25 protein-coding genes and 4 tRNA genes are annotated in these 25,179 nt (G+C 51.7%); 17 read left to right on the top strand and 12 right to left on the bottom strand.

What is annotated here, in order from left to right; translation table 11 throughout:
* Positions 1-71: 71 nt before the first annotated feature.
* The 3 genes from C2M17_RS12710 to C2M17_RS12700 all read left to right on the top strand — a co-directional run bounded on the left by C2M17_RS12710 (position 72) and on the right by C2M17_RS12700 (position 2,899).
* Positions 72-980 (top strand): LysR family transcriptional regulator, encoded by a 909-nt coding sequence (locus tag C2M17_RS12710; RefSeq protein WP_105201120.1) that lies wholly within the window; start codon positions 72-74, stop codon positions 978-980.
* A 69-nt stretch (positions 981-1,049) separates the two neighbouring features.
* Positions 1,050-2,582, top strand: coding sequence for a carbon-nitrogen hydrolase family protein (locus C2M17_RS12705; protein WP_105201119.1), 1,533 nt, complete (start codon positions 1,050-1,052; stop codon positions 2,580-2,582).
* Positions 2,582-2,899, top strand: coding sequence for a DMT family transporter (locus C2M17_RS12700; RefSeq protein ID WP_105201118.1), 318 nt, complete (start codon positions 2,582-2,584; stop codon positions 2,897-2,899). The genes C2M17_RS12705 and C2M17_RS12700 overlap by 1 nt, the downstream gene beginning before the upstream one ends.
* An 80-nt stretch (positions 2,900-2,979) precedes the next feature.
* Here the strand turns inward: C2M17_RS12700 and C2M17_RS12695 are convergent, their stop codons facing one another.
* The 5 genes from C2M17_RS12695 to C2M17_RS12675 form a co-directional block, all read right to left on the bottom strand.
* Positions 2,980-3,852, bottom strand: a complete 873-nt coding sequence (locus C2M17_RS12695) for a DMT family transporter (protein ID WP_105201224.1) — start codon at positions 3,850-3,852, stop codon at positions 2,980-2,982.
* A gap of 128 nt (positions 3,853-3,980) precedes the next feature.
* On the bottom strand, positions 3,981-5,003 hold the full coding sequence (gene arsB, locus C2M17_RS12690) for an ACR3 family arsenite efflux transporter (RefSeq protein ID WP_105201117.1): 1,023 nt from the start codon (positions 5,001-5,003) through the stop codon (positions 3,981-3,983).
* Positions 5,004-5,181: 178 nt separating this feature from the next.
* Positions 5,182-5,415: a DUF5808 domain-containing protein gene (locus C2M17_RS12685; protein WP_105201116.1), complete on the bottom strand. Its 234-nt coding sequence runs from the start codon at positions 5,413-5,415 to the stop codon at positions 5,182-5,184.
* Between the two features lie 203 nt (positions 5,416-5,618).
* Positions 5,619-6,716, bottom strand: a complete 1,098-nt coding sequence (locus C2M17_RS12680; RefSeq protein ID WP_105201115.1) for a DUF4785 domain-containing protein — start codon at positions 6,714-6,716, stop codon at positions 5,619-5,621.
* 10 nt (positions 6,717-6,726) lie between these two features.
* On the bottom strand, positions 6,727-7,581 hold the full coding sequence (locus C2M17_RS12675) for a hypothetical protein (RefSeq protein ID WP_105201114.1): 855 nt from the start codon (positions 7,579-7,581) through the stop codon (positions 6,727-6,729).
* Between the two features lie 334 nt (positions 7,582-7,915).
* Between C2M17_RS12675 and C2M17_RS12670 the strand changes: the two genes are divergently transcribed.
* Entirely contained in the window at positions 7,916-8,299 is a 384-nt protein-coding gene (locus C2M17_RS12670) for an MAPEG family protein (protein ID WP_105201113.1), read from the top strand.
* A 76-nt stretch (positions 8,300-8,375) separates the two neighbouring features.
* Here the strand turns inward: C2M17_RS12670 and C2M17_RS12665 are convergent, their stop codons facing one another.
* The 3 genes from C2M17_RS12665 to C2M17_RS12655 form a co-directional block, all read right to left on the bottom strand.
* Complete coding sequence (locus tag C2M17_RS12665) at positions 8,376-9,578, bottom strand: M56 family metallopeptidase (protein ID WP_105201112.1); 1,203 nt, start codon at positions 9,576-9,578, stop codon at positions 8,376-8,378.
* Between the two features lies 1 nt (position 9,579).
* Positions 9,580-9,957 carry a BlaI/MecI/CopY family transcriptional regulator gene (locus C2M17_RS12660; RefSeq protein ID WP_105201223.1) on the bottom strand — a complete coding sequence of 126 codons (378 nt, stop codon included), beginning with the start codon at positions 9,955-9,957 and terminating at the stop codon, positions 9,580-9,582.
* 61 nt (positions 9,958-10,018) lie between these two features.
* On the bottom strand, positions 10,019-10,717 hold the full coding sequence (locus C2M17_RS12655) for a pseudouridine synthase (RefSeq protein ID WP_105201111.1): 699 nt from the start codon (positions 10,715-10,717) through the stop codon (positions 10,019-10,021).
* 187 nt (positions 10,718-10,904) lie between these two features.
* Between C2M17_RS12655 and C2M17_RS12650 the strand changes: the two genes are divergently transcribed.
* The 4 genes from C2M17_RS12650 (at position 10,905) to C2M17_RS12635 (ending at position 14,969) form a co-directional block, all read left to right on the top strand.
* Positions 10,905-12,386 (top strand): FMN-binding glutamate synthase family protein, encoded by a 1,482-nt coding sequence (locus C2M17_RS12650; protein ID WP_105201222.1) that lies wholly within the window; start codon positions 10,905-10,907, stop codon positions 12,384-12,386.
* Positions 12,387-12,449: 63 nt separating this feature from the next.
* Positions 12,450-12,692, top strand: a complete 243-nt coding sequence (locus C2M17_RS12645) for a VF530 family DNA-binding protein (RefSeq protein WP_105188649.1) — start codon at positions 12,450-12,452, stop codon at positions 12,690-12,692.
* A gap of 11 nt (positions 12,693-12,703) precedes the next feature.
* Positions 12,704-13,471 (top strand): amidohydrolase, encoded by a 768-nt coding sequence (locus C2M17_RS12640; RefSeq protein WP_105201110.1) that lies wholly within the window; start codon positions 12,704-12,706, stop codon positions 13,469-13,471.
* A gap of 79 nt (positions 13,472-13,550) precedes the next feature.
* Positions 13,551-14,969: a mannose-1-phosphate guanylyltransferase/mannose-6-phosphate isomerase gene (locus tag C2M17_RS12635; protein WP_158684022.1), complete on the top strand. Its 1,419-nt coding sequence runs from the start codon at positions 13,551-13,553 to the stop codon at positions 14,967-14,969.
* Positions 14,970-15,007: 38 nt separating this feature from the next.
* Here the strand turns inward: C2M17_RS12635 and C2M17_RS12630 are convergent, their stop codons facing one another.
* The 3 genes from C2M17_RS12630 to C2M17_RS12620 form a co-directional block, all read right to left on the bottom strand.
* Positions 15,008-17,167, bottom strand: coding sequence for a response regulator (locus tag C2M17_RS12630; protein WP_105201108.1), 2,160 nt, complete (start codon positions 17,165-17,167; stop codon positions 15,008-15,010).
* Between the two features lie 158 nt (positions 17,168-17,325).
* On the bottom strand, positions 17,326-17,982 hold the full coding sequence (locus C2M17_RS12625; RefSeq protein WP_105201107.1) for a helix-turn-helix transcriptional regulator: 657 nt from the start codon (positions 17,980-17,982) through the stop codon (positions 17,326-17,328).
* Positions 17,983-18,200: 218 nt separating this feature from the next.
* Positions 18,201-18,566, bottom strand: a complete 366-nt coding sequence (locus tag C2M17_RS12620; RefSeq protein WP_105201106.1) for a histidine triad nucleotide-binding protein — start codon at positions 18,564-18,566, stop codon at positions 18,201-18,203.
* Positions 18,567-18,665: 99 nt separating this feature from the next.
* Here C2M17_RS12620 and C2M17_RS12615 point away from each other — a divergent pair, with 99 nt between their 5' ends.
* Entirely contained in the window at positions 18,666-19,352 is a 687-nt protein-coding gene (locus C2M17_RS12615; RefSeq protein WP_105201105.1) for a DUF2057 family protein, read from the top strand.
* Between the two features lie 397 nt (positions 19,353-19,749).
* Here C2M17_RS12615 and C2M17_RS12610 read toward each other — a convergent pair whose 3' ends face one another.
* A complete protein-coding gene (locus tag C2M17_RS12610) occupies positions 19,750-21,588 on the bottom strand; it encodes a M1 family metallopeptidase (protein ID WP_105201104.1) in 1,839 nt (612 codons plus the stop codon).
* Between the two features lie 124 nt (positions 21,589-21,712).
* On the opposite strand from C2M17_RS12610, the gene murB reads away from it, so the two are divergent.
* From murB to C2M17_RS12570, 8 genes are all read left to right on the top strand, one after another.
* Entirely contained in the window at positions 21,713-22,723 is a 1,011-nt protein-coding gene (murB, locus tag C2M17_RS12605) for a UDP-N-acetylmuramate dehydrogenase (protein WP_105201103.1), read from the top strand.
* Complete coding sequence (gene birA, locus C2M17_RS12600) at positions 22,710-23,702, top strand: bifunctional biotin--[acetyl-CoA-carboxylase] ligase/biotin operon repressor BirA (RefSeq protein WP_105201102.1); 993 nt, start codon at positions 22,710-22,712, stop codon at positions 23,700-23,702. The genes murB and birA overlap by 14 nt, the downstream gene beginning before the upstream one ends.
* 2 nt (positions 23,703-23,704) lie before the next feature.
* A complete protein-coding gene (locus C2M17_RS12595; RefSeq protein WP_105201101.1) occupies positions 23,705-24,415 on the top strand; it encodes a type III pantothenate kinase in 711 nt (236 codons plus the stop codon).
* Between the two features lie 126 nt (positions 24,416-24,541).
* Positions 24,542-24,617: transfer RNA gene (locus tag C2M17_RS12590), tRNA-Thr, on the top strand.
* A 39-nt stretch (positions 24,618-24,656) separates the two neighbouring features.
* Positions 24,657-24,741, top strand: a tRNA-Tyr gene (locus C2M17_RS12585).
* Between the two features lie 48 nt (positions 24,742-24,789).
* Positions 24,790-24,864, top strand: a tRNA-Gly gene (locus tag C2M17_RS12580).
* Between the two features lie 12 nt (positions 24,865-24,876).
* Positions 24,877-24,952 (top strand) — tRNA-Thr (locus tag C2M17_RS12575).
* Between the two features lie 137 nt (positions 24,953-25,089).
* On the top strand, positions 25,090-25,179 hold a 90-nt coding region (locus C2M17_RS12570), incomplete at its 3' end, for a GTP-binding protein (protein ID WP_233997923.1).

Below are 25,179 nucleotides of genomic sequence, written 5' to 3'. Positions count from 1 at the left end.
ATGTATCCAGTATAGTTAAGCTCTATAATAAGTAGAATTCAGTTTAATTTGGGTTAGGTATAAAATATCTGATGTCTTACTTTGTCCAGCTTCGTACCTTTGTTGAGGTGTATCGCTGCCTGAATATTTCCCGGGCGGCGAAAAACCTTGGTTTGTCTCAACCGGCGGCAACCGCACATATTCAAAGTGTGGAGTCGACCGTGGGCAAGACCCTGTTCACCCGACGTCATCGTGGTGTTGAGCCGACCAACCTAGCCCATGAGCTGGCGGCGCAAATCGGCTGTCATTTTGATGCCATAGAGCAGAAAATGGCCTCCACCCGCAGCCGCTCCAGTGAGGTGAGAGGCACTATCACCCTGGCCGGGCCGGCGGAATACATCAGCTATGTGGCCTCGGCTCAGTTGGCCAACCTGCTGCAGGGTGGCCATGTCGATGTCAGCATTTTGCCCGGTAATAGGGAGCAGATTTATTCGGCCCTGGATAACGGCGTCGCGGATTTGGCCATTACCGCCTCCTTGCCCGATAGCAGCATGTATGACTATCAGGTGCTGGACTCGGAACGGTTGATGTTAGTGACGCATAAACTGCTGGCCGACTCATTGCCGACTCAGGAGATGGATGCCAATTTGCTCAACACCTTGCCGGTAGTCGCTTACAGTCCCCAGTTGCCGTTGATCCGCGAGTATTTTGATGTGGTGTTCAAGGCCCATTGCCGCTCGCAGATTATTGCTACTTGTCCGGATATTCGCGCCTTGGCCGGCATAGTGCGCACCGGCGTGGGCTATTCGGTATTGCCCGATTATTTATGTTATGACGACCTGCGCAGCGGGCGCCTGGTCAGCCTGGGTCCCGAAGGGCCGGAGAATAATATTTACCTAGCCTGGCGCAAGGGCGCCCTGGCTCATCCCAGGGTGAATTATGCCCGCGATATTTTGATGGCGTTTTCCAATATCAATCGCTATGCATTTCATCGCGAATAAGGAGTTAACCCTTTCGTTTTGGTGAGATTATCACCACAATAGATTGGAGTTGTAAATTAGGAGATGAGCATGTCGGTCGAAACAACCCGTTTGGCTATTTGTAATCTGACAAAAGAGCAGTACCCGCAAATCAAAACCCTGATGGATGAAACCTATCCTGAGCTTGGCGGCGCCTGGCCCAGCCACACCATTTTTCGTTTGATAGACCAGTTTCCCGAGGGGCAAATCGGCATAGTCGACGATGAGAAGCTGGTGGGCATGGCCCTGAGTGTGCAGGTGGACTACGGGCGTTTTTCCAACCCCCATACCTATGACGATATCGTCGACAGCCATGATCGGGTGTTTAGCGATCCTAACGGCGATGCCCTCTATGGTTTAGACGTGGCCATAGCATCCACCCACCGCGGTATGCGCCTGGGCCGACGTTTATATGATGCCCGCAAGGAGCTGTGCCGTCAGTATAATCTGAGGGCGATTCTGGCCGGTGGCCGCATCCCTTTGTATCACAACTACCGCGAAAATATGTCGCCCATGGAGTACATAGAAAAGGTGGACCGCAGAGAGGTGTATGACCCTATTCTGAGCTTCCAGTTGGCGAATGATTTCCAGGTAAAGCGGCTATTGAAAAAATACCTGCCGGAGGACGAAGAATCGGAGGGCTACGCCACCCTGTTAGAGTGGAACAACATTCTCTTTGAGCCGACCGAGACTGTGCTCGAAAGCACCAAGTCGGTGGTGCGGGTTGGTGCGGTGCAGTGGCAGATGCGTCAGGTGGAAAGCGTTGATGAACTGCTCAAGCAGGTGGAATACTTTGTTGATACCGTATCCGATTACCAAAGCGACTTTATTCTCTTCCCTGAGTTTTTTAATGCGCCCTTAATGGGGCTGCATAAATATCGCGGGCAAACCGAGGCCATTCGCAATCTGGCGGAATACACGGACACCTTTGTTAAAGCCATGTCGCGCATGGCGGTGGAATACAACGCCAATATCATTACCGGCTCCATGCCCCTGGCTGAAGGCGATACCATCTATAATGTCAGCTACTTGTGTCATCGCAGCGGCAAGGTGGATGAGCAGCGCAAAATTCATATTACCCCGCACGAGGCCTATGACTGGGTGATCCAGGGCGGCGATAAAATAGCCGTGTTTGAAACCGATGCCGGACGGGTTGGTATTCAAATCTGTTATGACGTGGAATTCCCAGAGCTGTCGCGTATTCTCGCTGAGCAGGGGCTGGATATTCTCTTCGTGCCCTTTTGGACCGACACCAAAAACAGCTACTTACGGGTGCGCCATTGCGCCCAGGCGCGGGCCATAGAAAACGAGTGCTATGTGGTGATCGCCGGCAGCGTCGGCAACCTGCCCGAGGTGGAAAGCCTGGACGTACAGTATTCCCAGGCCGCGGTGCTGACGCCGTCGGACTTTTCTTTCCCTCACGATGCCTGCCTTAACGAGGCCACCCCAAACACCGAGATGCTGCTGTTCTCCGATTTGGACATGGATAAATTGAAGATACTGCACAGTGAGGGTACAGTGCGCAACTTAAAGGATCGTCGCGGCGATCTCTACGAAGTAAAACTGGTTAAGGAGAACGGCTAGTGGCCTGGGTGTATTTGATTTGTGCGGGATTATTTGAAATTGGCTGGCCGGTGGGGCTGAAGTTGGCGCAGGAGCCGCAAACCCGTTGGTTTGGCATTGCCATGGCGGTGATCTTTATGGCCATTAGCGGCTTTTTGCTCTGGCTGGCACAAAAAACCATTCCCATGGGCACTTCCTATGCGGTGTGGACCGGCATCGGCGCCGCCGGCACCTTCCTGGTGGGTATCCTCTTCTACGGCGACAGCTCATCGCTGATGCGCTACTTTGGCGTGCTATTGATTATTGCCGGGGTGATCACCCTGAAACTAGCGCACTGAGTATGGCGCTTGCCGCCAGAGTTGTATGTCGGCCTTTAGGCCGACAAGAAGGCAGGCGTATTGATGAAATTGAATAACGGTTAACCCCACATAACCGCGATAGCGGCCAAGGCAATCAAGAATAAGCCCAGGCTATCGCGGCGCTTCACCGGTTGCTTTAACCACAAATATGAAATAGCCAAGGTAAAGAAAATCTCGACCTGCCCGAGCGTTTTCACATAAGCCACATGCTGCAGGCTCATGGCACTAAACCAGCCTATGGAGCCAATGCAGCTGGTGAGGCTGATCCACATTGTTAAGCCCTTATGTTGCCACAGACTGAGCAAGGCACTTTTGTTCTTAATTCCCAGATAAATCAGCAGCAGTATTGTTTGCAAACTTATCACCAAGAGCAAAACCCAGGCGGCGCTGTGAGGAAACAGCAAGCCCGATGACAGGCTGGCTTCGCGCACCCACAGTGATGTAAGCGCAAAACTGGTGCCGCAGGCTAAACCCATCACCACGGTGTTAATGTTTAAGCCGCGAATACTGGGGCCGGATAACAAGATGACGGCAACGGCACCGAGTATGACACCTAACCACCCCAGTAAACTCAGCGCCGAACCAAAGAACAGCATGCCAAGAATAGCCGCCACCAGGGCTTCACTTTTGGCCAGCCCCGCACCCACGGCGTAGTTGTTCATTTTAAAAAGGCGCACCATAAGGGCGGTGGCGATAATCTGCATGACCGCAGCACCGATTATGTAAAAAATAAACGAGCCGGAGGGCTCAAGCGCCGGTGCGGGTTCGAATTGATATAAGCCAGCCAGATACAAGGCAGCGATGGGCCCGGCAAGAATAAAGCGCGCCAAGGTCACGGCTAAACTGGCCGTATGCTGACTTAATTTGCTTTGCAGGGCGTTACGCCAGCTTTGACTGAATGCGGCTAAAAAGGTAAAGAAAATCCAGGTCATAGCGGTTAATAGGGACTTAAAAAACCAAGTTAGCATGGCCATGCAGCGCTGGCGAATGAGGAATTTACATACTGGTTATAGGGGAGGATTATCGCCTCCTCCCTCGCCAGGTAGTTAAACGCCCGGTGTTAGTTGCTAAACCAGTGCCGAGTTTTATTGACTATGGCCACAAGAGACAGCATAACCGGCACTTCAACTAACACACCCACGACCGTGGCCAGGGCCGCTCCCGAATGTAAGCCAAATAACGAGATTGCTACCGCGACCGCTAATTCAAAGAAGTTCGATGTGCCTATTAAGCATGCGGGAGCGGCTATGTTGTGCTTGAGCTTCAGCTTTACAGCGATAAAGTAAGCCAGAATAAAGATGCCATAGGTTTGCAGTATCAGCGGAATCGCGATCAAGACTATGTTTAAGGGTTGAGCAAGAATGGTCTTGGCCTGAAAACCAAATAACAGTACCACAGTGGCTAGCAAGCCCATGATCGAAAATGGTTTAAGCCGCGCCAGCAAATCAGCAACCGCTGCTTCATTTCTTCCAGAGCGGTTTAGCGTTTTGCGTGTTAAAGCACCCGCTACTAGAGGTAAAAGCACATACAGTACTACCGAAATAAACAGGGTGTTCCAGGGAACGTGAATATCGGTGACCCCCAAGAGCAAGCCGGCTATGGGTGCAAAAGCAAAGATCATTATGATGTCATTGACCGAGACCTGTACCAGGGTGTAGTTCGCATCGCCCTTGGTGAGTTGCGACCAGACAAATACCATTGCGGTACAGGGTGCTACGCCAAGCAAGATCATGCCGGCGATGTATTCTTGGGCGGTTTCGGGAGAGACCCAGTCTGCAAAAATACCTTCAAAGAACAACCAGCCCAAAGCCGCCATAGAGAATGGCTTAATAAGCCAGTTGATCACTAAGGTGAGTATCAGGCCTTGCGGGTTTTTCCCCACTTCTTTTATGGTGCTAAAGTCTACCTGTACCATCATGGGGTAAATCATTACCCAGATAAACAGGGCAACGACGACATTGACGTGCGCCACTTCCAGCGTGGCAACAAATTCGAACAGGGGTGGGTAAATCACGCCAACAGCAACACCCGTGGCAATGGCGATTGCTACCCAGACAGACAAGTAACGTTCAAATATCCCCATCTAAAACTTCCTTAATAAAAACAATTTGGTAACGCGAGTGGTAGGCTTACCTTTAGCTTAGGTGAGCAAATTCTTAGGCACGCTAAACCCAGGTTTGTACAAGATCACTTCGATAGGGCTGATCTTATTCCCTCAGAGAAGTTTGGGGTAGTCGTAATTAATCGCCTGGCGGGTATTATTACGCCAAATTGTAGCCAACAAGACCCGAAATCAGCATTAGCACGGCAATAATGCTACTTAATGAAAGCACACCACCCGGGTTGGCCAGATTTACCGTCCACCCTAAGATCGGGTAAGGCTTAGGCACCCAGGTTCGCGAGTCTTTTTTACTAAAATAGAGACCCATCCACTTTAATTTCGTCCAGTTATCATCTTTGTTCCATTCAGCTTGATTAATTTCATCCTGAGTCATGACGTATCTCCCTAGTTGGATTGAAATATCACGCACCGCTTGCAGGGCGTTTTTTAATTTCGTTCAATTAACAACCTAGATCAGCCTGTTGATTTTGTATAGCAAGTGCTTGGCCTTGGCGTCACGAGCCGGCAAGTCCTGCAGCCACAAAAAAGCCGGTGCTGGGCACCGACTTGGTTGGGTCCACAATATCAGCGCAGGGATCACTGCGGCGTAAACTTCAGCATCCGGGTTTGGTCCGTTAATTCAATATCCACCAGGCGGTAGGGGGCATTGGCACTTTGGGTGGCGCTAAAGGGCATAAAAAACTGGCCGTTACCATTGAGCTCCTTGGCGACCTCAACCGTTGCCAGCCTAATGCGCTCGCCATTATCGGCACGGCCGGTAAGGGTGGCGCGAATGGCATAGCGGCCGCTGTCGGTTACTTCCACCGGGACACTGGCCTGGTATTGATTACCGCCTAAGGCCTTTACCTTGGCATCGCTCATGCTGATGGTTTGCATGCTGTGCACAAAGGGCATTTTCACCGAGCGTTTGACCTTTTGGCCGTTAACCTGGGTGTCAATACTGGCCTCCAGTTCGTAGTAGCCATTGGCGGCGCCCAGGTAGGTCAGAGGCTGATCGAAAATCGCTTCGCCGCCTTGGTAGCGAGCACCTATTTGCTCTCCAGTTGGGCTATGGAGCTTAAGCTGCACGTTTTTATCCTGCAGTTTCGTCTGCCCCATGTTGAGCTCGACCCCTAGGCGTTGCTGGTGCTCGGCCAGGGTGAACTGGGTACGGGCTTTAAGAGCATTGCTCGAGCCTTTTTCGATTACATGAACCAGATAGATATCCTGGTCATTGAGTGCCTGAGTGGTATGCAGCATGGGCTGGCCCTTGCCGTTAATCTGCCCCAGCTTGAGGCCGACGCTACCATCATTAAAACCGGCTTGCTGCATTTGCTCCCGTGCGGCAATGGCCTGCATCGGCAGCGCACGCTGGCTTTGGGCATCGCGAACGGAGAATTTATCGAGTTGCAGGTCATAGGGCTTGATCACCTCACCGTTTTCAAAACGGGCCTTGGGGGCAACGCGGATAAGGTGGTCGGCCTGGTTTACAAACACAGGTACCCCCTGCTTAAGCTCTTTACCCGAAACCTGTTGCCAGTATTCAACGCTGGTTTTTTCCAATGACTGTAAGGGCGTTGCCGGTGTGGCTTGTATCTGCGGGAATTGATATACGGTTTGGCGGTTATCGGTATTTGCCATGGCGCTTGTGCTGGTAAGCAAGGCTAGGGCGTAAACTGTGGTTAATTTTTTCATTTTTTAGCTCCTAGATACGGTTCTTCAGCATGTCGCCAAGGCCAAAACAGTTACGGCGGCTTTGTTGATGACTCAGAGGTTCGCGGCCTCGGGTGCGTGATTTATCTTGAAACCAGACCACACCGGCCATGGATTGCGAGCTGCAATTTAAGAAGCCGTCGGAGCAGCTGTCTAACCAATTCTGAGTGACTTCCAGCGACACCTGATTCTGGTAGCCGCCGCAATAACTGTCGCTATCCCAAATGGCCGAGTCCACGTCGCTGCCGACCACGGTTTCAAAATAGGACGGCAGGCCGGGGCGGTTGGGGGTGCCATAGAGCCACTGGGCATTGTAAGACGCCATCCAGGATACCTGTTGCTGCTTTACCGCATCATTGGCGAAGCCCAACAGCCAGCCAAGGCTTTGCTCAAAGGAATTGCCGGCCACCACCGCATCGGCTAAGGGCGTACCGCCACTGGACGGCGCCAGCGCTATGGTACGAGTGACCTTATTAATGATGTTGGGATAGCGGCTATCCCAGGTGGGGTTGGATAAAATCCAGCGCACCACGTTGCCCCCGTTGGAATGAGTGATCAGCGTCAGCTCGGTAATGTTTTTATTGTTGATAAAGCTGGTGAGTTGTGAGGCTAAACAGCCGGCGGCACCATCGGTCCACATATACTGTTCAAAATCACAATTAATAACCGTGTAGTTGCTGGTATTGCTCAGGCCCTGGCGCACCGTATTGATGAAGCTGCCGGTCCAATAGTCGTTATAGGCGTCGGTTTGCTGGCCGGTGCCATGAATAAAGGCGACCCCTTGTGCGGCGAGTGCACCCTGGCTTAAACCCAGTGCCAGCGCCAATGTGAGTAGTTTTGTTTTCATGTGTGTTCCTGTTGATTCTATTTTTATCTATCAGGTTGGAGGAGTGACCTCCGATCAGAAAATAGACTAAACAGGTACAAATGCAAGAAATTGTTACAAATATTTAACCTAACTGTCTTAATGCCTTATCACTCTTTTGTTTGTGGTGATAAAAGCGCAATAATTGATGGGGCGGCAATGTGTGCTTTCTCTTTATACGGGCGGTGATGTTACATTTTGTGAGTGGAAGCTCGGCCAGTCATGCTGGCCATTTTTTTGCTCTAAATTTGGCTATTGAGCTTGATTGCAAAGCGGCGCACAATGGCAAAAACAAGAATAAAATTAAGGATCAAGCATGAGTACTTTAGTGATTTGCGCGCTCTTGGCGTGTTTAATTCCTTTTCTAGCCAAGGCTCCTTTGGCCTGGGCCCAGCAACAAAGCGGTGGCTACGATAACCGCCACCCACGAGCACAACAGCAGGCTTTAACGGGATTTGGCGCCCGCGCTTTGGCGGCACATCAAAACAGCTTCGAATCCCTGATCGTGTTTGCGGTAGCGTTGGCTGTGGTGCTGGGCACCAACACCTCGGGGGCTGTGATGGATATGCTTGCCATTACCTATTTGCTTGCCCGCGTACTCTACTGCCTGTGTTATTGGTATAACTGGCATGTGGCTCGTTCGCTGATTTGGGCCCTGTCCCTGGCCTGCCCCTTGGCCATGATAGCCCTATGTATTTAACCTGATTAGTTTTTATAAAAACACAAAGCAAGCACCTTAATTAAGGGGCTTGCTTTATACTCTTGGTCGTTGCGAATTAATGTGATTTTACATTAATACGCTCTGTTAATTCAGGTAGTTGCACCTCTGCGCTAAGTGCGAAATCCAGCTGCACCAAATGTTCCTCTTGTGGAAATGCGTAAGGCTCATAGCGCCATTGTTGCAGCGCACGCACCGCTTCTTTATCAAATACCTTGGCCGGTTGAGACTGCACCACCACCACATTACGAACAGCGCCTTCCTCGTCAACTTGGAATCGCAAAACCACAGAACCGGAAATTTTTTGCTCCGCTGCTTCTTTAGGGTAAATGGGCTCAATACGCATCAGGGGTTTTGGCTGACTCGCTGACTTTTGCTTATGGCCTTCGCCAGCCTGAGTGCCGGCAACCAGGGTGAAACTTCCCAGTGCAACAAGCAGGGCCAGCGCCTTGGCCAGGGCATAGCCCTTATTGGCCGATTGCATATTGTATAGGCGTTGTAACATCATGTTTTTATCTCCGTAGTAAGAATAAGCCAAGCTATGCAGCCGTGACTGGCTGGCGCACTCGACCATGGATTTGCCGTACTGCAAACGCTGTGCGGCGGATTTATCGGCTAGCACCCGCTCATCACAGGCCAGCTCTTGAATGCGTCTAAGACTGAAATAAGCCACCCAGCTCAAGGGGTTAAACCAGATTAAAATGGCGGCGCTCAGGGCGAGCAAGTTGATAACATTATCGCGGCGCTCCAGATGTATCCGCTCATGCTCGAGCATCAGGGTGAGGGCCGAGGCATCGACGTCTTGCAGTAAACGCTGCGGTAGTACAATGCGCGGGTTAAAGAAGCCAACCACCATGGGTGAGCTGATCGCCTTGCTGCAATACAGAGTCGTATTGCCTGCCTGTCCCGGCAGCTGCTTATCGAGTGGTATGGCGTTCAGGCGGCGCTGAAATACCAGATGTTGGTAGGCAACAAGGGCGAACAAGGCGGCGGCAATAAGCCAATAGGCCAGCTCCCAGCTAATGCTTACCTCGGCACTTGCCTGGCGCAAGGGTGTCACCACATACTGGCCAATCATGGCCGGAGCGGCTACCGTATTTTTTAGCTCTATGCTTTGCGCCAGCAGCAACGCTGGGAGCAACAACCAGAGGCCATAGATAAAGCGTGCACTCAGTGCCTTAAGGGCATAACGTTCCGCGATAATCAAGGCGGCGAGTAAGGTGCACAGCAGTGCCTGTTGTGAAATAAGCCATGACAACATATTACTTTCCTTGTTGGTCTTCCCACTCTTTAATAACGGCTTTGAGTTCGTTGATATCCTGCTGTGACAGCTGTTCGGTTTTGGCAAAGCCACTGACCAGAGGCGCAATGCGGCCACTGAAGAAACGCTGGATCAGATTCTTGCTCTGTTTAAGGGTGTAATCTTCGCGGCCAATGGTGGGGCTGTATTGGTAGAGGCGGCCTTGCTTTTCAAAACTCACCGCTTGTTTCTTAACGAGGCGACCCAGTAGGGTCTTGATGGTTTTGTCATGCCATTGGGTGTCATCGCTGAGGCGCTCGATAATTTCGCTCGACTTTGCCGGATGGCCCTGCCACAGCGCTTCCATGACCTCAAACTCTGCTTTGGATAACTCGATCATAACTTTGCTCACAAATGTAATCCTTGAATTTAAGATTACACTTGTAGTCAAAATGATCAAGCTATTTTTTCAACAAGTTAACTTCTTCCGTGGTGAGCTCGGTAAATTGATTTTCGGCTAAGCGCGTTGGCTCCAGGTGCAGTTGGCCGATGCGCACGCGCAGTAAGTCGACCACGCGGTAGCCGCAATAACGTGCCATTTTACGGATCTGCCGATTGAGCCCCTGGGTGAGGATGATCTTAAAACGTGTGGCTGAAAGCGCCGTGCAAACACAAGGTTTGGTGAGTGTGCCATCCACGGGTACACCTGCGCTCATGCGAGAAAAAAACGCTTCATCCAAGGGCTTGTCTACCTCAACCCAATACTCTTTTTCATGGCTGTGATCCGGATGGGCCAGCCGATTGCAGAGTTCGCCATCATTGGTCAGGATCAACAGGCCACGGGAGTCCTTGTCTAAGCGGCCAATGGGGTAGGTGCGTTGCTCGGGCGGTAAGTGATGGATCAGGCTGCTTGGATCTTCGGCTCTTAGCTTACAATCAATGCCCACCGGCTTGTGGTAGGCGTAATACAGCTTGGGCGCCAGTCCATCAATACGCCGACCATCAAGGCATATCTCATCCTGGTCGCTGACATGGTCGATATGATTGGCGGCGCGGCCATTGACCGTCACCCTGCCTGCATCAATTAGGCGCGAGGCGCCCCGGCGGGAACAAACTCCGGCATGGGACAAATACTTGGCAAGGCGAATAGTGGCGGACATAACAAAACTAGGAAATACGGGTGCCGCCATACTAGCATGATGTCCCTGCGAATGCCGCATAACGATGGCGCCAGGGTCGCCTGTTTTGTCTTGGGCCAGGTGGTAAAATAACCTTACTTTTCTGCTGGTCAATTACCTAATCTTATGTAAATCTGAGCTTTATTAGGGATAGAAAAAGTGTATGACCATGAGTGAGTTTTTGATCCATGCCATCGACTTGATGAGCAGCCTCTTTTTACTCTGTATCGGCTTTTTGGTGCTGTTGACCATCTATTATTATTTTGTCGATATCCATCAAAATAAGCATGCAATACGCCGAAATTATCCGGTGATCGGTCGTTTTCGATACTTTTTCGAGCGTCAGGGGGAATTTTTCCGACAATACTTTTTCGCCATGGATCGTGAAGAAATGCCCTTCAATCGCGCCGAGCGCAGCTGGGTATATAAGGCCGCCAAGAACCTCGACCGTACCGCCGCGTTTGGTTCCACGCAAAGCCTGGATCCCACGGGCACCATCATGTTTATGAATACCGCCTTTCCGACCCTGGAAGAAGACGCCATAGAGCCCGAGCCGGTGACCATAGGCGAGCAATGCCCTCATCCTTACCGGGCAAAAAAAGTGTTTAATATTTCCGGTATGAGCTACGGCGCGCTTTCTAAGCGGGCTGTGCTGGCACTGTCTCGTGGTGCTCGTCAGGCCGAGTGCTGGATGAATACCGGTGAGGGTGGGTTAAGTCCCTACCACCTGGAAGGGGGCGCCGACATCGTTTTTCAAATCGGCACCGCCAAATATGGGGTGCGCGATGAGCATGGCAAATTAAGCGATGTCAAGCTCAAGGAAATCGCCGCTCATGATCAGGTAAAAATGTTCGAAATTAAAATGAGCCAGGGTGCCAAACCGGGCAAGGGCGGCATGTTGCCTGGGATCAAGGTAAATGCGGAAATCGCCCAAATTCGCGGCATTCCCGAGGGCAAGGATTCCATCAGCCCCAATGGTCACCCGGAAATAAAGAACGTGGGCGACTTGCTGGATATGATAGCCCATGTGCGCAACATTACCGGCAAGCCCACCGGCTTTAAAGCGGTGATTGGCGAAACCTCCTGGTTAGAAGAGCTGGCCGAAGAAATTAATAATCGCGGCCCAGCTTCGGCTCCTGATTTTATGACCATAGACAGCGCCGATGGCGGCACGGGGGCGGCACCCCAGCCACTTTTGGACTCGGTCGGTTTGCCGCTCAAAGAGAGCCTGCCCTGGGTGGTCAACTTGCTTGAACGCCATGCCCTGCGCAAGCGTATTCGCATTATCGCCTCGGGCAAGCTGATCGTGCCCTCTAAGGTGGCCTGGGCGGTGGCGCTGGGAGCGGACTTTGTGGTTTCGGCCCGTGGTCATATGTTTTCACTGGGCTGCATTCAGGCCCTGCAGTGTAATAAAGACACTTGCCCGACCGGCATTACCACGCATAATCCTAAATTAATGAAGGGCTTGGATGTTGTGGATAAAACCCAGCGGGTGGCCAACTACAACAAATACATTCATTATGGCATTGGCCTTATTGCCCACTCCTGTGGGGTCAATAATATCCGCGGTCTTAACCGCAAGCATGTGCGCGTGGTGCAAGAGGACGGACTATCGCAATCCCTGGATGAAATGTATGCCATGTACAAGTAGCACATGGCGAGTGCTTACCAACTGCGTTAAACTGCGGTTTATCACATGTTTCGAGGCAATTTAATGCATCAAGAACAACCTAAAAATCCGCTACACGGCGTTAAGCTGGAGCAAATCGTTACCCGCCTGGCCGAGCATTATGGTTGGGAGGAGCTGGCGCAGCAGATTAATATCAATTGCTTTAAGAAAGACCCGTCGGTGAAGTCATCACTGAAGTTTTTGCGCCGTACTCCCTGGGCGCGGGAGCAGGTCGAGCAGCTGTATATCAAAACCTTTTGTACCTGGCCTTATAACGCCGGGATATAAGGACTAAGTGCATGAATCTGAGCGTCGCCCTGGTACAACAGGATATCCGCTGGCTCGATGTTGATACCAATCTCACGCAGCTAAGTACATGCCTTGAGTCCATCGGCGATGTCGATTTAATTATCCTCGCGGAAACCTTCGCCACCGGATTCGCAGTGGCCGATAGCCAGGTGCATGAGTCGGCCGAGCAGATACTGGCCTGGCTGATGGAGCAAGCTCAGCGCCACCAGGCAGTGCTGTGTGCCAGTGTGATCGTCGCCGAGCAAGGGCAAAAGTTTAACCGCCTGTACTGGGTGTCTCCCGACGGTGTGGTGCAGCATTATGATAAGCGGCACCTGTTTTGCCTGGGGCAAGAAGGCAAGTACCTTAATCCCGGCAAGCAAAGAGTCATTTTTACCCTCAAGGGCCTGCGCATCCTGCCGCAAGTTTGTTATGACCTGCGCTTTCCCGTGTTTGCACGCAACCGCAACGACTATGAGGTGATGATCAATATTGCCAATTGGCCGGCGGCGCGACGTAGCGCCTGGGATACCTTGCTACGGGCACGAGCCATTGAAAACCAATGCTATGTGTTGGCGGTTAATCGTATTGGCGATGATGGTCACGGCATAGCGCATAATGGTGGTACCGCGGTCTATGACTTTGGCGGCGAACCTTTGGCTCAGGCCACAGATGACCAGCCACAAGTCCTCACTATTACTCTGGACAAAGATGCGTTAGAGGAATACCGCCAGGCCTTTCCCGCCTGGCAGGATGCCGACGCTTTTGACTTGCGCTAGGGTAGTTGTAAGGTCATCGGCAGGAGCCCCGGGGCAGTGGTATAATGCTGATATGACTTAGCGAACCCGAGCCCCTATCTTGATTTTACCCGTACTTCTCGCCGGTGGCGGCGGCACCCGGTTATGGCCGCTGTCGCGCCAGGATCGTCCCAAGCAGTTTTTGCGTCTTAATGGCGAGCATTCCTTGCTACAGCAAACGGCGTTACGTTTTCGTCATGCGGGCTGTCTGGCGCCTTTGGTGATTTGCAGTGCCGAGCACCGCTTTATGGTGGCGCAGCAGTTGCTGGAGATAGATATGTGTGCCAGCGCCATTATTCTCGAGCCTGAAGGGAAAAATACCGCGCCGGCGGCGGCCTTGGCAGCGCTGTGGGCGCTGCAGCATCATGCCGAGGCGAGCCTGTTCTTTGCCCCGGCCGATCACGCCATTGCCAACTTCGAGCTACTCACAGACAAGCTGGGTGAGCTCGAGGGCGCAGCGCAGCAGCATTTAGTCTTATTTGGTATTACCCCGAGTGAGCCGCAAACCGGCTTTGGCTACATCCGAAAGGGCAAACGTTTTGCTTCGTCTGCAGACTGTACCGAAGGTTTGTATCGAGTTGCCGGCTTTACCGAAAAGCCGGATCGGGCCACCGCCGAGGATTATCTTAAGCAGGGTCAATATTATTGGAACTCGGGTATGTTGCTGGCCGGTTGTGGCGTATTTATCCGCCAATTTCAGGAGCACAGGCCGCAGCTATTGGCCAAAGTGCGTAGTGCCGCAACATTTAGCAGCGATCTGGACTTTACCCGTGTCGATGAACACGCCTGGCAACTGCTGGACGGGGACTCTTTGGACTATGCGCTGCTGGAGCGTAGCGAGCAGCTTTTGCTCTGCCCGTTGCCGCTGCAGTGGTTTGATCTCGGCAGTTTTGCGCAGCTGTATCAATATCATAGCCGCGACGAGCATGATAATTTGGTGCTCGGCAGCGCCGTTTGTGCCGACAGCCGGGGTAACCTGATCGCCGCCGATGAACAGCACCTGGTGGCGACCTTAGGCATTAGCGATACCGTTATAGTACACAGCGGCGATACCATCTTAGTGGCAGCTAAGGATCACCTGGAAAAGATGCCCGAGCTGGTGGCCAAGGTGGCCGAAGAGCATCCGCAACAACGTCGCTACCATAGACAGACTTTTCGCCCCTGGGGGCATTACGAGGTGCTCAATGAGGGAGACGGCTATAAGGTCAAGCGCATTGTGCTACAGGCCCAGGCGCGTTTGTCCTTGCAGGCGCATCAACATCGCTCCGAGCATTGGGTCGTGGTTAGCGGTGAGGTCCTGGTGCAGGTTGAGCAGCAGGAGCACCGACTAAGTAGCGGTCAGTCCATCTATATTCAGGCGCAGCAGCGCCACCGCCTAACCAATGTGGGTAATAGGGCGGCGATCATTATTGAGGTGCAAAGCGGTGATTATTTGGGTGAAGACGATATTATCCGTTTTGACGACGATTACGGCCGCTAAAGCACGGCTGCTAAAGCGCGGCTGCGAGAGCTCGGCCGTTAACGCAGCGTCTGGCTGCGCATAAACTTAAGGTATTGCTCCAGACTTTGCTGCCATAGGTCGAGGCCTTCGGCCAGACCCTCGTCTATGGTCTTACCGTCGAGCAGACGGCGTTCGATTTTTTTCAGTGCCATGCCATAGCGATTAAAGCCCAGTTGTAAGGCGGTGCTGGCCTGACGGTGTAACAGCTTGATGCACTGCTCCTTATCATTGCCCACCAGTTGCTGACAGCGCAGCAGTTTGTTGCGCGCCGAAAGCACGAATTCATTGTAGATGGATATCAGTTCTTGCTCGGCAAAGGTATTGGCCATCAGCTCGGCGGCGGTTTCATCGTAGAGCACGTCCTTTAACGCGACGCTGATATTCGGGGTCTGGTTTGATTGCGAGTCACTTAGCGCCTGTCTGAGCTTCTCTTGCTTAATTGGTTTGCCGACTATGTCCTTGATACCCAAGGCCAGATATTCCTTGACCTCATCGGGACTAAGGCTGGCGGTAAAGGCCAATATCGGGGTGCGGTGATTGCGATGGTCCATGGTTTTGAGCTTGCGGATCACTTCCTGGCCGCTGAAGTCCGGCAGGTTCATATCCAAAAGCACGACATCGAAATGATGTTGTTTCAGCAGCTCGATGGCGCTGCGACCGTCGGTGGCCAGTTTCACCCTGTGCTCGTCTTCGGCCATAAATTCGATGGCGATTTTCTGGTTCAGCTCCAGATCTTCAACCAAAAGTACATCCAAACCGGTACGATAATTATCTGATTTAGGGCGTTTTTCTACCAGGCTCAGTTCACCCACCGTGAGCTTAACGGTAAAGCTAAAGGTGCTGCCTTCACCCAGGCGACTGGTAATGTTTAACTGGCTGCCAAGGTGGGCCAGCAGGCGGCTGGTGATCGCCAGCCCTAGCCCTGAGCCGCCCTTGAGCTTGCCGGCGCTGCTTTGTACATAGGGTTCGGTTAAATACTGGATTTCATCCTCTTCGATGCCCGGTCCCGAGTCGATAACGCTAAAGCCCAGGGTGTGTTCCTCCTGACCACCATGAAGCAGGTCCACCTTCAGGGTGACCTTACCCTGATCGGTAAATTTAATGGCGTTGCCCACCAGGTTAATAAGAATTTGCCTGAGCTTTTGGTGGTCGCAGTAATAACAGGCCTGTTTCGCCAGGTTGTAGTTAAGCTCAAACTTCACCCCCTTTTGCTCCGCCAATGGACTGAGCAATAAACACAGGTTGTTAAGCCAGGTATGCAGCTCAACGTCTTCCTCATACAGGGCTTCATCACTTTGTTCCAGGCTGGCGTACTCCAATACCTTGTCGATCAGCAGGGTAAGGGATTCGGCGGAGTTGATAATGGCCTCGCAATAAGGTTTGTTCTTCGGCGTGCTGGCCTGATTCAGGATCAACTGGGCGCTACCGAGTATGCCGTTTAACGGGGTGCGGATCTCATGACTGATGGTGGATAAAAACATGCCGCGGATCTCTAAATCCTTTTGTGTTTTTGCCGTTAATTGATTGAGGTTGAGCTCGCGGCGCTCATTACAAAACAGCGCTACACCGGCGGCAAAAAGCATGGGCGCGAGCACGCCTTTAACAAGTAGCGCGACACTAAACCAATCGTTATCAAATTGCGTGGTGTGCTCACTGTGGGTCATGACCAGGGCGCGGGCGGCAAACACTAAGAGCGACATACTCAGGGCGATCAGGTACACCAGGCTGGCGCTGGGGTACTTACTGCGGCCATAGCGACTAACAATGTAGAACAGACAAGCCGCTTCGACGAAGCGATGCAGGTCGATCAGCAGCACCTGGGCGGAGATATCCACGGCGATAAACATAAAGTAGGTAAAGCTGATAAATAAGCAGCAGCTGACAAAGATAAAAAAGTAGGTCAGCAGGCCGTTATAGTTGAGGAAGCGATTGATGGCCAAGACATGGATCACCGAGCCGCAAATAAAGAAGAAGTTGGCCAGGGTGATAAAGTGATCATGTTGTTGCGGTGCTTCAATGGCGGAGATGATGATGCCTACTAATAGGCAGACCGGGTACCATACATACAGGCCGATGCCGACAAAATTACGGTTGGCGCGCCAGGTAATAAAATTGAGCAAGGCCATCACAAAGATGGCCGCGGCGCTGGTATAAAAGAGGGTCGCTGTGTCTAGCATCCGTGATATGTATTGGTTATGGGTATTTAGTTTCTACTATACGGAAAAATCCCAGCTTGGCTATGTGTAAGGGGGGTAGGTTGGCCTTCAGGCCGACAAAAAAAGCCAGAATGCTCACGATTGTCGGTGCGAAGCACCGACAAAGATTATTTGAATGATTAACGTAATTCGTTCGGGATATTGGTCTGAGCCCAGGACAATAACTCGATGCGGTTACGGCATTTGGTTTTACGGAAGGCACTGTAAAGGTGCGTTTTCACCGTATGCGGGCTGATGCTAAGCTGCTCGGCGATCTCTTTATTCTTAGCGCCTTTACTCATTAGACCAACTATGGCCTTTTCACGCTTGGTAAGTTTAACCGGCTCGATGTCGCCTTCGGTGAGTTTATGTAAGGAGTCCTTATTGAAATGCAGCATGCGATTAAGCACGTTACACATAACATCACGGCGATACCATAAATGGTTTTCTTGTAATAAGCGTATGCCCTTCATCATTACATCGGCATTGTCCGAGGTATAGAACACCCCGCGAATACCGCTTAACAGTGCACGGTTGGCCAGTTCCGGGTTCTCATCCAGGTTGAAGAGGACGATATCGCACTCCACCCTAAGGTTTATAAGGTGGTACTTTAAGCGACCCCAGGCGTCTTCGTTAGACGTCTCGATAAATAAATAAGCCGTACCTGGCTGCACTTGAGTTACGTCGGTACCCTTTTGTACTTCAAACCCTTGGGTGCGTAGTAACGGTGCCAAAACATTAGTGCCAATCTGGTTAATCGGTTCCTGCTCAAGCAATAAAAATACGGTCTTACTCATTTAGTGGTCGGCTCATTAAAAACTATTTGCACTATCCTAACACGCTATTCACTTCTTTTGTATTAGGGTGTTTTGATTTATGTAGTGAAAAAAGACTATTTATGCCCATGTACCCAACATTTGTAAATAATAGGTTACGCAATGGCTAAATTAGGCACCTAAAAGCGCCTGATTTAGCCAGAAAAAAGTATGTGGGTAGGTTAATAAAGTGATGATTTCTATACTTTTAGCTTATCCTGATAGGGAGGCCAACCCATTGCCTTACCGGCTAACATATGGAGATGAATATGGTACACGGTTTGTCCGCCATGGCCGTTGCAGTTCATCACCACCCGGTAACCATCCTCGGCAAACCCATGCTCCTTTGCCAGCTTGGCTGCAACCACATAGAGATGACCGACAATGGCGGCATTTTCCGTGGTGACATCATTAATGGTCGCTATTGTCTTTTTTGGGATAATTAAAACGTGAAATGGGGCCTGGGGATTAATATCGGTAAAGGCCAGTGCTTGTTCGTCCTCATAAATGATATCGGCGGGGATCTCGCGATTGATAATTTTAGTGAAAATGGTCTCTGTGCTCACAGCGAGCTCCTTAATTTTACTAGCAGGGTGTCAGTAATGACAAAGAAAAGCATAAGTGTCAAACTGAGAACCAAAGCTTAAATGTAAGGTAGGTCCCCCATGTGGAAAAAACTCTCCAGTGCAGCGGCGCTGGCTCTGTTGCTTATGCCCTCGGCTTATGCCGAAACTGTGTCCTTTGCGAGTGAAATTATCCCCTTACAGGTGAATGATAAAACCATTTCGCATTCTATTTTCAATACCGTTGATGAGCTGGAACTGGCTCCGGGTAGCTATCGTCTTAAGCTCAAATACAGCGACCTTTATGAAAGCGGTTTTGATGACCATGAGGTAATCGAGTCGGAACCCTTTTGGGTGACCTTAGCGGTTGAGGCCGGGCAGGATTATGAGGTGACGTTCGATCGGGCTGCAACCGTTGCTGGCGCTAAGCTTTTCGCGCAAAGCCCCGTCGTGCGTTTGCGCGCCGAGGGTCAGCAGCTGGAAGTGCCTATGCCTAAAGCGGCCGCGCCTAGTGTGGTTGCACCCAGTACTATCGCACCGAGCACTGCCGCGCCTGCGCTGACAGCACCAACCTTGATGCCAGCCAATATAGCCCCAGCTCCGGCGGTTTCGACCAAGTCTGCACCGGCAGTTGCACCCGCAGTTGCACCCGCAGTTGCACCGGCAGTTGCACCTGTCCCTCAAGCCGGTGGCAATGTCAGTGCCGCCGCCATGCTAGAGTTCTGGTGGCAGCAGGCTACGCCGGCACAGCGCCAGGCATTTTTACAGAAGGTGCAGTCGCAACAGTGATGCTTTGCGTTTTGTAGGTCGATGCTCTGCGTCGACAGCGGGGGCGCTTTCTCAGCAATGTGCTTCAGTGTTGCTCATTTGTCGGGCTTATCGGCAATATGCTCCCGCGTTGCTTATTTGTTGGGCTAAAAGCCCGACCTACAAGGTTCCACGCCAATCTTGATACTTTGCGTTTTGTAGGTCGATGCTCTGCGTCGACAAAGGAGGTACTTGCCTGCCTTTAGGCAATATGCTCCCGCGGTGCTTATTTGTCGGGCTAAAAGCCCGACCTACAATATTTCAATTGATGCTTTGCGTTTTGTAGGTCGATGCTCTGCGTCGACAAAGGAGGTATTTGCCTGCCTTTAGGCAATAAAAAAGGGTGCATCTAGCACCCTTTTTACTTAGCGTGTCGCTATCAGTTAAATAGCGCGTCTATCGTACCTTGCGCCAGTGGGTGATAACCCGGACGAGCGCCCTGGTATACTTCATAGGCCCAGTCACGCTTGTTGTTATTAATCAGCGCCTTGTATAGAGGCACGATCAATTTACGACGACCGATGCCACTTAGGTGCTTATCCAGCGCCGGGTAAATGGCTTCATAGCCGTTGCCTACCGCCAGCATAAACCAAGCGAAGGCGACTTCCTTATTGGTTGACGCGGTCAGGTTAAACTGACTGTCCAGCTCGACCATCTTCTCGCCAGCCAGGTCGCGTGGCAGGTTATTGATAAAGTGCAACCACTCATGCACCGTCCAGTTTGCGGTCGGCAATTCACTGGCCGGTTTACTGCCGGCTAACCAGGCTTGCGTCTCGGCATCAACCTTGTCGAACACATCCGAAGTAGGCTGAGGTGCATCGGCAGGTAGACCAGGCTGATGGATCCACTCATTGACCTTCTCCATGCTGACCACACCTGGGTGTTTGTTGATCAGATTCTCTTCCAGGTAACGCTCAAATTCCGCCGTGGTCAGCGACTGGAATGAATAGGCCTTAAAGTAGCCCTTAACGAACTCGTCAAAGACATCGCGACCAAACTTTTCTTCCAAATAGATAAGGAAGAGCTGGCCCTTGGTATAAGGCACAGAGCTAAAGGCGTCGTCCGGATCGCGACCGTTCAGCTCCAGGTTTAAGCGGGTATCCGGTGCCGGAATATCTTTTAGCAGGGCATTTAGGCCTGCGGCATCCAAAGATTGCTCCATCACCGCACGCTCACGACCGAAAACTTCTTCCATAATGCGGTTTTCAACGTAAGAGGTGAAACCTTCGTTTAACCATAAGTCTTCCCAGGTGGCGTTGGTAACCAGGTTACCGGACCAGGAGTGTGCCAGTTCGTGGGCGATCAGGTTAACCAGGCTCTTATCGCCGGCCACTACGGTTGGGGTGATAAAAGACAGGCGTGGGTTTTCCATGCCGCCGAATGGGAAGCTAGGAGGCAGCATAAGTAGATCGTAGCGCCCCCAGGCGTATTCGCCGTACATAACTTCGGTTTTATCTATCATCGCCTGGGTGTCGTTAAACTCGGCCACCGAGGCATCGAGAATTTGCGGCTCGGCGAAAATCGCGGTCTGGTGCGACATTTCCTTGTATTCCAGGTTACCGGCGCCGATGGCGATCAGGTAAGGCGGAATGGCCTGCGGCATATCGAAGAAGTAGTCGCCATCTTTGATAAAGGCACCCGTGTTGTCGGCGCTCATTACCGCACGAACATTTTCCGGCGTTTCGATACGAGCGCTGTAAGTTACGCGCATGGCCGGCGTGTCTTGTACCGGGATCCAGCTACGGGCGTGAATGGCCTGTGACTGGCTGTACATAAAGGGTTGAGTTTTGCTGGCGGTTTGCTCCGGCGTCAGCCATTGCAGGCCAGATGCTTGTGGCAAGCTGTTGTAATAAATACGAACCTTAGGAGCTTGCTGCTTAAAGCGAATGGTTAGTTTTGAACCCTTCACATCGTCACGAGCCGCTAAATCAAATTTTGCCTTGTGCCATTTGCCTTGGGCGTCCTGGTAGATCACGCGGTCAACTTCAAGGTCGCGGGTATCCAGTACCAGAGTACGAGCAGCGGCATTTTTCCACTTCAGGCTATGCTCAACGAAGCCTTCTAATTGCTTGTCGGCGAAGTCGACATCAAGATCTAAAAACAGGTGTGTGGAGACCACATCGTCTAGGTTGGCATAGGTGTGCTCATCGCTGGCAGCCAGGCTGTGCAGGCTAACGCCGCCAAGCGCTAAGGCAAGAGCAAGAGGTTTTAATTTCATAGCATCCTCAGAACGGGTGAAATAAGAAGTGCTTGTTATATCAGATATAGTCAACGACTGACAGCTATGTCTGTTGGCTGGCTTGGGGTACACTTAGGGCAAATAGCCAAGAGAGACGTTTCCTTTGCCTGCATTACAAAGCCATCATACCTTTGCGCTGGACGTGCCCTGTCAGACGCTTGTGACCGTCACAGATCCAGCCCAGCTTCGCGAGTTCGATTACGCCCAAGCGTTTTGTGTGCTTGGCGAGGGTAGCAACACCATCTTTACCACTCCCTATCAAGGTACGGTTATCTTGATCGCCAATAAAGGGGTGCGTATTGAGGAGTTGTCGCAAAGCTGGTTGCTGCATTGTGCGGCCGGTGAAAACTGGCATGCGCTGGTGGAGAACACCTTGGCCTTGAATATGCCGGGGTTGGAAAACCTGGCTCTTATTCCTGGTAATGTTGGCGCCGCGCCGGTGCAGAATATCGGTGCCTATGGTGTCGAGCTGGCGCAGTTTGTCGAGTATGTCGAGGGCTATCACATAGCGCACGGTGAAACCCAGCGCCTCAGTGCCGAGCAGTGCCGCTTTGGTTATCGCGATTCCGTCTTTAAACATGAGCTAAAGGGCCAGTTTATTATTACCCAGGTTGGTTTGCGCCTACCTAAGCAATGGCAGCCGAATATCAGCTACGGACCCTTGCAGGGTTTACAGCAGCCCAGCGCCAAGCAGGTATTTGATGAGGTGGTGGCGGTGCGTCACGCAAAACTGCCAGATCCTAAGGTACTGGCTAATTGCGGCAGCTTCTTTAAAAACCCCATACTGCCACGCCCTCAGGTAGCCGCTTTAAAAGAGCAATATCCGCAACTGCCCTGCTATGACGTCGATGCCGAGCAGCAAAAGGTGGCCGCCGGTTGGCTGATAGAGCAGGCCGGACTAAAAGGCTTTCATATTGGCGATATCGCCGTGCACGATAAGCAGGCCCTGGTGCTGGTGAATCGCGGTGCGGGTCGGGCTGAAGAATTGCTGGAGATGATCAAGCATATTCAAAGCGTGGTAGCACAGCGTTTCGGCATTGACCTGGAGCATGAAGTGCGATTGATGGGCGAGCTGCAAGAAATTCATGTAGGGGCCACTCATGAAGGCGCCTGACGGTAACAAGCTGGCCATATTACAGGCCTTAAATAAGGGCGAGTTTATTTCCGGGCAAGCCATGGGCGAGCAACTAGGCATTAGCCGTGCCGCCGTGGCCAAGCATATTACGTCCTTGCAGGAAATGGGGCTGGATATTTACAAGGTCAATGGCAAGGGCTATCGCCTCAGTCGACCTTTGAGCCTGCTTAAGCAAGCGGATATCGAGCTGGCCTATCAAGAGTTAGACGGCAGCGGCTGTCATTTTGAAGTACAGCCCATTATCGACTCCACCAACACCGAACTGATGCGCCGGGTGCAAAGCACCGAGGCAAACAATAACAGCGTGCTGGTGGCAGAAATGCAGCAGAAAGGCAAGGGACGGCGCGGCCGCACCTGGCAATCCCCCTTTGCAGCCAACCTTTATTACAGCTATTACTGGCGCTTAGACGATGGCATGCATGCGGCCATGGGTTTATCTATTGCCGTGGGTCTGGCGGTCTATGACAGCCTAAAGGCGCTCTATGATCTTGAAGTGCAGCTGAAATGGCCGAACGATGTGCTGGTCGATGGCCGTAAGTTGGCGGGCGTGCTGGTGGAACTCGATGGTACCGCCGAAGGACCCTGTCATCTGGTGATTGGCATAGGCCTCAATATTTCCATGCCTCAGGCAGCGGCCGAGCATATAGATCAGCCCTGGTGCGATCTCAACGAGTTCGCCGGTGAGCTGGATAAAAACCAGTTGGTGGCCGTGCTCACCTGCTTTTTACAAAAGCGCCTGGCCCAATATCGCCAAACCGGTCTGCAGGGCATGTATCAGCAGTGGAATAGGGTGCATGCCTTCAGCGGTCAATGCGTCGAGCTTAGCTCGGGCACCAATACCTGGCGTGGCATCTGTGAAGGTATCGACGAGCAGGGCGCCGTGGTGCTGCGCATCGATGGCCAAAGCAAGCGTTACTTTGGCGGTGAGATCAGTTTAAGGGTTAAGTCGACGGGTTAATCATGAAGCTATTAATCGACGCCGGTAATACGGCACTTAAAATGATGCTGACCTCGGGCCCCGAAACGGGGCAGGACATTCAGCTACAGCAAGTAGAGCCGCAGGCTGTGCCCTGGACACAGATAGAAGAAGTGGTTATTTCTGCGGTAGCCGACTCAGACGCCTTAAGCGCCTTGGTGAAAGAAGCCGAGACGCAGGGAGTGGGAGTACGTCGCGCTGCGGTGACGGCAAAGTGGCAACAACTTAACTGTGCCTATGACAATTATTCTACTCTGGGCATCGACCGCTGGCTGGCGGTGATCGCCGGTTACTGTGCTAACCCCAACGGCTACACCCTAGTGGTTGACGCCGGCACGGCACTGACCCTAGATCTAATCGATGATGCTCATCAGCATCTTGGCGGCTATATTCTTCCCGGTTTAACGCTCAGTGAGCACAGCATAGTGAGCCGCGCCGAAAAGGTTTTTACCGTCGATGACCTGGTTGCAGACCCCAAACCGGGGCGATCAACCCCGGCAGCGGTGAAAAATGGCGCCCTTATCGGTGCACTCGGTGCCATCGAATATGTGCTGGCGCATCACTGCTGTGGGCAGGATGTGCAATTATTGATCACCGGCGGCGATGGTTTGGCTCTGCATCAACACCTGGGGCAAGGTATTTATCGTCCCCATTTGGTCTTCGAAGGCCTGTGGCAGTGGCAAAAACAAGGGTGAATTGTTTAAAAAAGCTCTGTTTTGGGTGAATAATGAACGTTCGCACCACAAACCTAAACTTTTTTTGATTTTATAGTTGCATCCCAATAAACCTTACTCTAGAATCTCGCCCCGTACTAAAGCAGTGCCGACTTAGCTCAGTTGGTAGAGCAACTGACTTGTAATCAGTAGGTCATCCGTTCGACTCGGATAGTCGGCACCATTTCCTCATCTTGGAAAGGCTTTAGAAAGAATTTTGCGTGGAGGGGTTCCCGAGCGGCCAAAGGGATCAGACTGTAAATCTGACGGCACTGCCTTCGCTGGTTCGAATCCAGCTCCCTCCACCACTCTAAATTCTTGACGGTTAGAGGTAGTTAAGAACAGGTTCCTAGAAAGCGGGCATCGTATAATGGCTATTACCTCAGCCTTCCAAGCTGATGATGCGGGTTCGATTCCCGCTGCCCGCTCCAGTTTTCTGGTGTGCTGATATAGCTCAGTTGGTAGAGCGCACCCTTGGTAAGGGTGAGGTCGGCAGTTCAAATCTGCCTATCAGCACCACTCCAGTCCTGTCTGTCCTGAAATACTTCCTTTGATTTGTCTAAAAAATATTCAATAATGAAGAATTGAATTGATCGTCGTTTTTTGTCGATCGTTTGATATGTAATCTAGATACACAAAAACTGATAGGTTCCGTCATGGCAAAAGAAAAGTTTGAACGCGTAAAACCGCACGTAAACGTTGGTACAATCGGCCACGTTGACCACGGTAAAACAACTCTAACTGCA

This window comes from Pseudoalteromonas sp. T1lg10, from assembly GCF_002964545.1.
In the GTDB taxonomy this organism is placed as follows: domain Bacteria; phylum Pseudomonadota; class Gammaproteobacteria; order Enterobacterales; family Alteromonadaceae; genus Pseudoalteromonas.
The sequence above is the reverse complement of the archived record's forward strand: the minus strand, read 5'-3'. Positions and strand labels throughout refer to the sequence as shown.

Excerpts from the sequence above, each read along its gene's own strand:
- C2M17_RS12595 (WP_105201101.1), top strand. The coding sequence starts at position 23,705 with ATGAAGCTATTAATCGACGCCGGTAATACGGCACTTAAAATGATGCTG.
- C2M17_RS12625 (WP_105201107.1), bottom strand. The coding sequence starts at position 17,982 with ATGAGTAAGACCGTATTTTTATTGCTTGAGCAGGAACCGATTAACCAG.
- C2M17_RS12665 (WP_105201112.1), bottom strand. The coding sequence starts at position 9,578 with ATGTTGTCATGGCTTATTTCACAACAGGCACTGCTGTGCACCTTACTC.
- C2M17_RS12685 (WP_105201116.1), bottom strand. The coding sequence starts at position 5,415 with ATGACTCAGGATGAAATTAATCAAGCTGAATGGAACAAAGATGATAAC.
- C2M17_RS12660 (WP_105201223.1), bottom strand. The coding sequence starts at position 9,957 with ATGATCGAGTTATCCAAAGCAGAGTTTGAGGTCATGGAAGCGCTGTGG.
- birA (WP_105201102.1), top strand. The coding sequence starts at position 22,710 with ATGAAGGCGCCTGACGGTAACAAGCTGGCCATATTACAGGCCTTAAAT.
- C2M17_RS12640 (WP_105201110.1), top strand. The coding sequence starts at position 12,704 with ATGAATCTGAGCGTCGCCCTGGTACAACAGGATATCCGCTGGCTCGAT.
- C2M17_RS12710 (WP_105201120.1), top strand. The coding sequence starts at position 72 with ATGTCTTACTTTGTCCAGCTTCGTACCTTTGTTGAGGTGTATCGCTGC.
- C2M17_RS12675 (WP_105201114.1), bottom strand. The coding sequence starts at position 7,581 with ATGAAAACAAAACTACTCACATTGGCGCTGGCACTGGGTTTAAGCCAG.
- C2M17_RS12615 (WP_105201105.1), top strand. The coding sequence starts at position 18,666 with ATGTGGAAAAAACTCTCCAGTGCAGCGGCGCTGGCTCTGTTGCTTATG.
- C2M17_RS12655 (WP_105201111.1), bottom strand. The coding sequence starts at position 10,717 with ATGTCCGCCACTATTCGCCTTGCCAAGTATTTGTCCCATGCCGGAGTT.
- C2M17_RS12680 (WP_105201115.1), bottom strand. The coding sequence starts at position 6,716 with ATGAAAAAATTAACCACAGTTTACGCCCTAGCCTTGCTTACCAGCACA.
- C2M17_RS12645 (WP_105188649.1), top strand. The coding sequence starts at position 12,450 with ATGCATCAAGAACAACCTAAAAATCCGCTACACGGCGTTAAGCTGGAG.
- C2M17_RS12695 (WP_105201224.1), bottom strand. The coding sequence starts at position 3,852 with ATGACCTGGATTTTCTTTACCTTTTTAGCCGCATTCAGTCAAAGCTGG.
- C2M17_RS12670 (WP_105201113.1), top strand. The coding sequence starts at position 7,916 with ATGAGTACTTTAGTGATTTGCGCGCTCTTGGCGTGTTTAATTCCTTTT.
- C2M17_RS12650 (WP_105201222.1), top strand. The coding sequence starts at position 10,905 with ATGAGTGAGTTTTTGATCCATGCCATCGACTTGATGAGCAGCCTCTTT.
- C2M17_RS12630 (WP_105201108.1), bottom strand. The coding sequence starts at position 17,167 with ATGCTAGACACAGCGACCCTCTTTTATACCAGCGCCGCGGCCATCTTT.
- arsB (WP_105201117.1), bottom strand. The coding sequence starts at position 5,003 with ATGGGGATATTTGAACGTTACTTGTCTGTCTGGGTAGCAATCGCCATT.
- C2M17_RS12610 (WP_105201104.1), bottom strand. The coding sequence starts at position 21,588 with ATGAAATTAAAACCTCTTGCTCTTGCCTTAGCGCTTGGCGGCGTTAGC.
- C2M17_RS12705 (WP_105201119.1), top strand. The coding sequence starts at position 1,050 with ATGTCGGTCGAAACAACCCGTTTGGCTATTTGTAATCTGACAAAAGAG.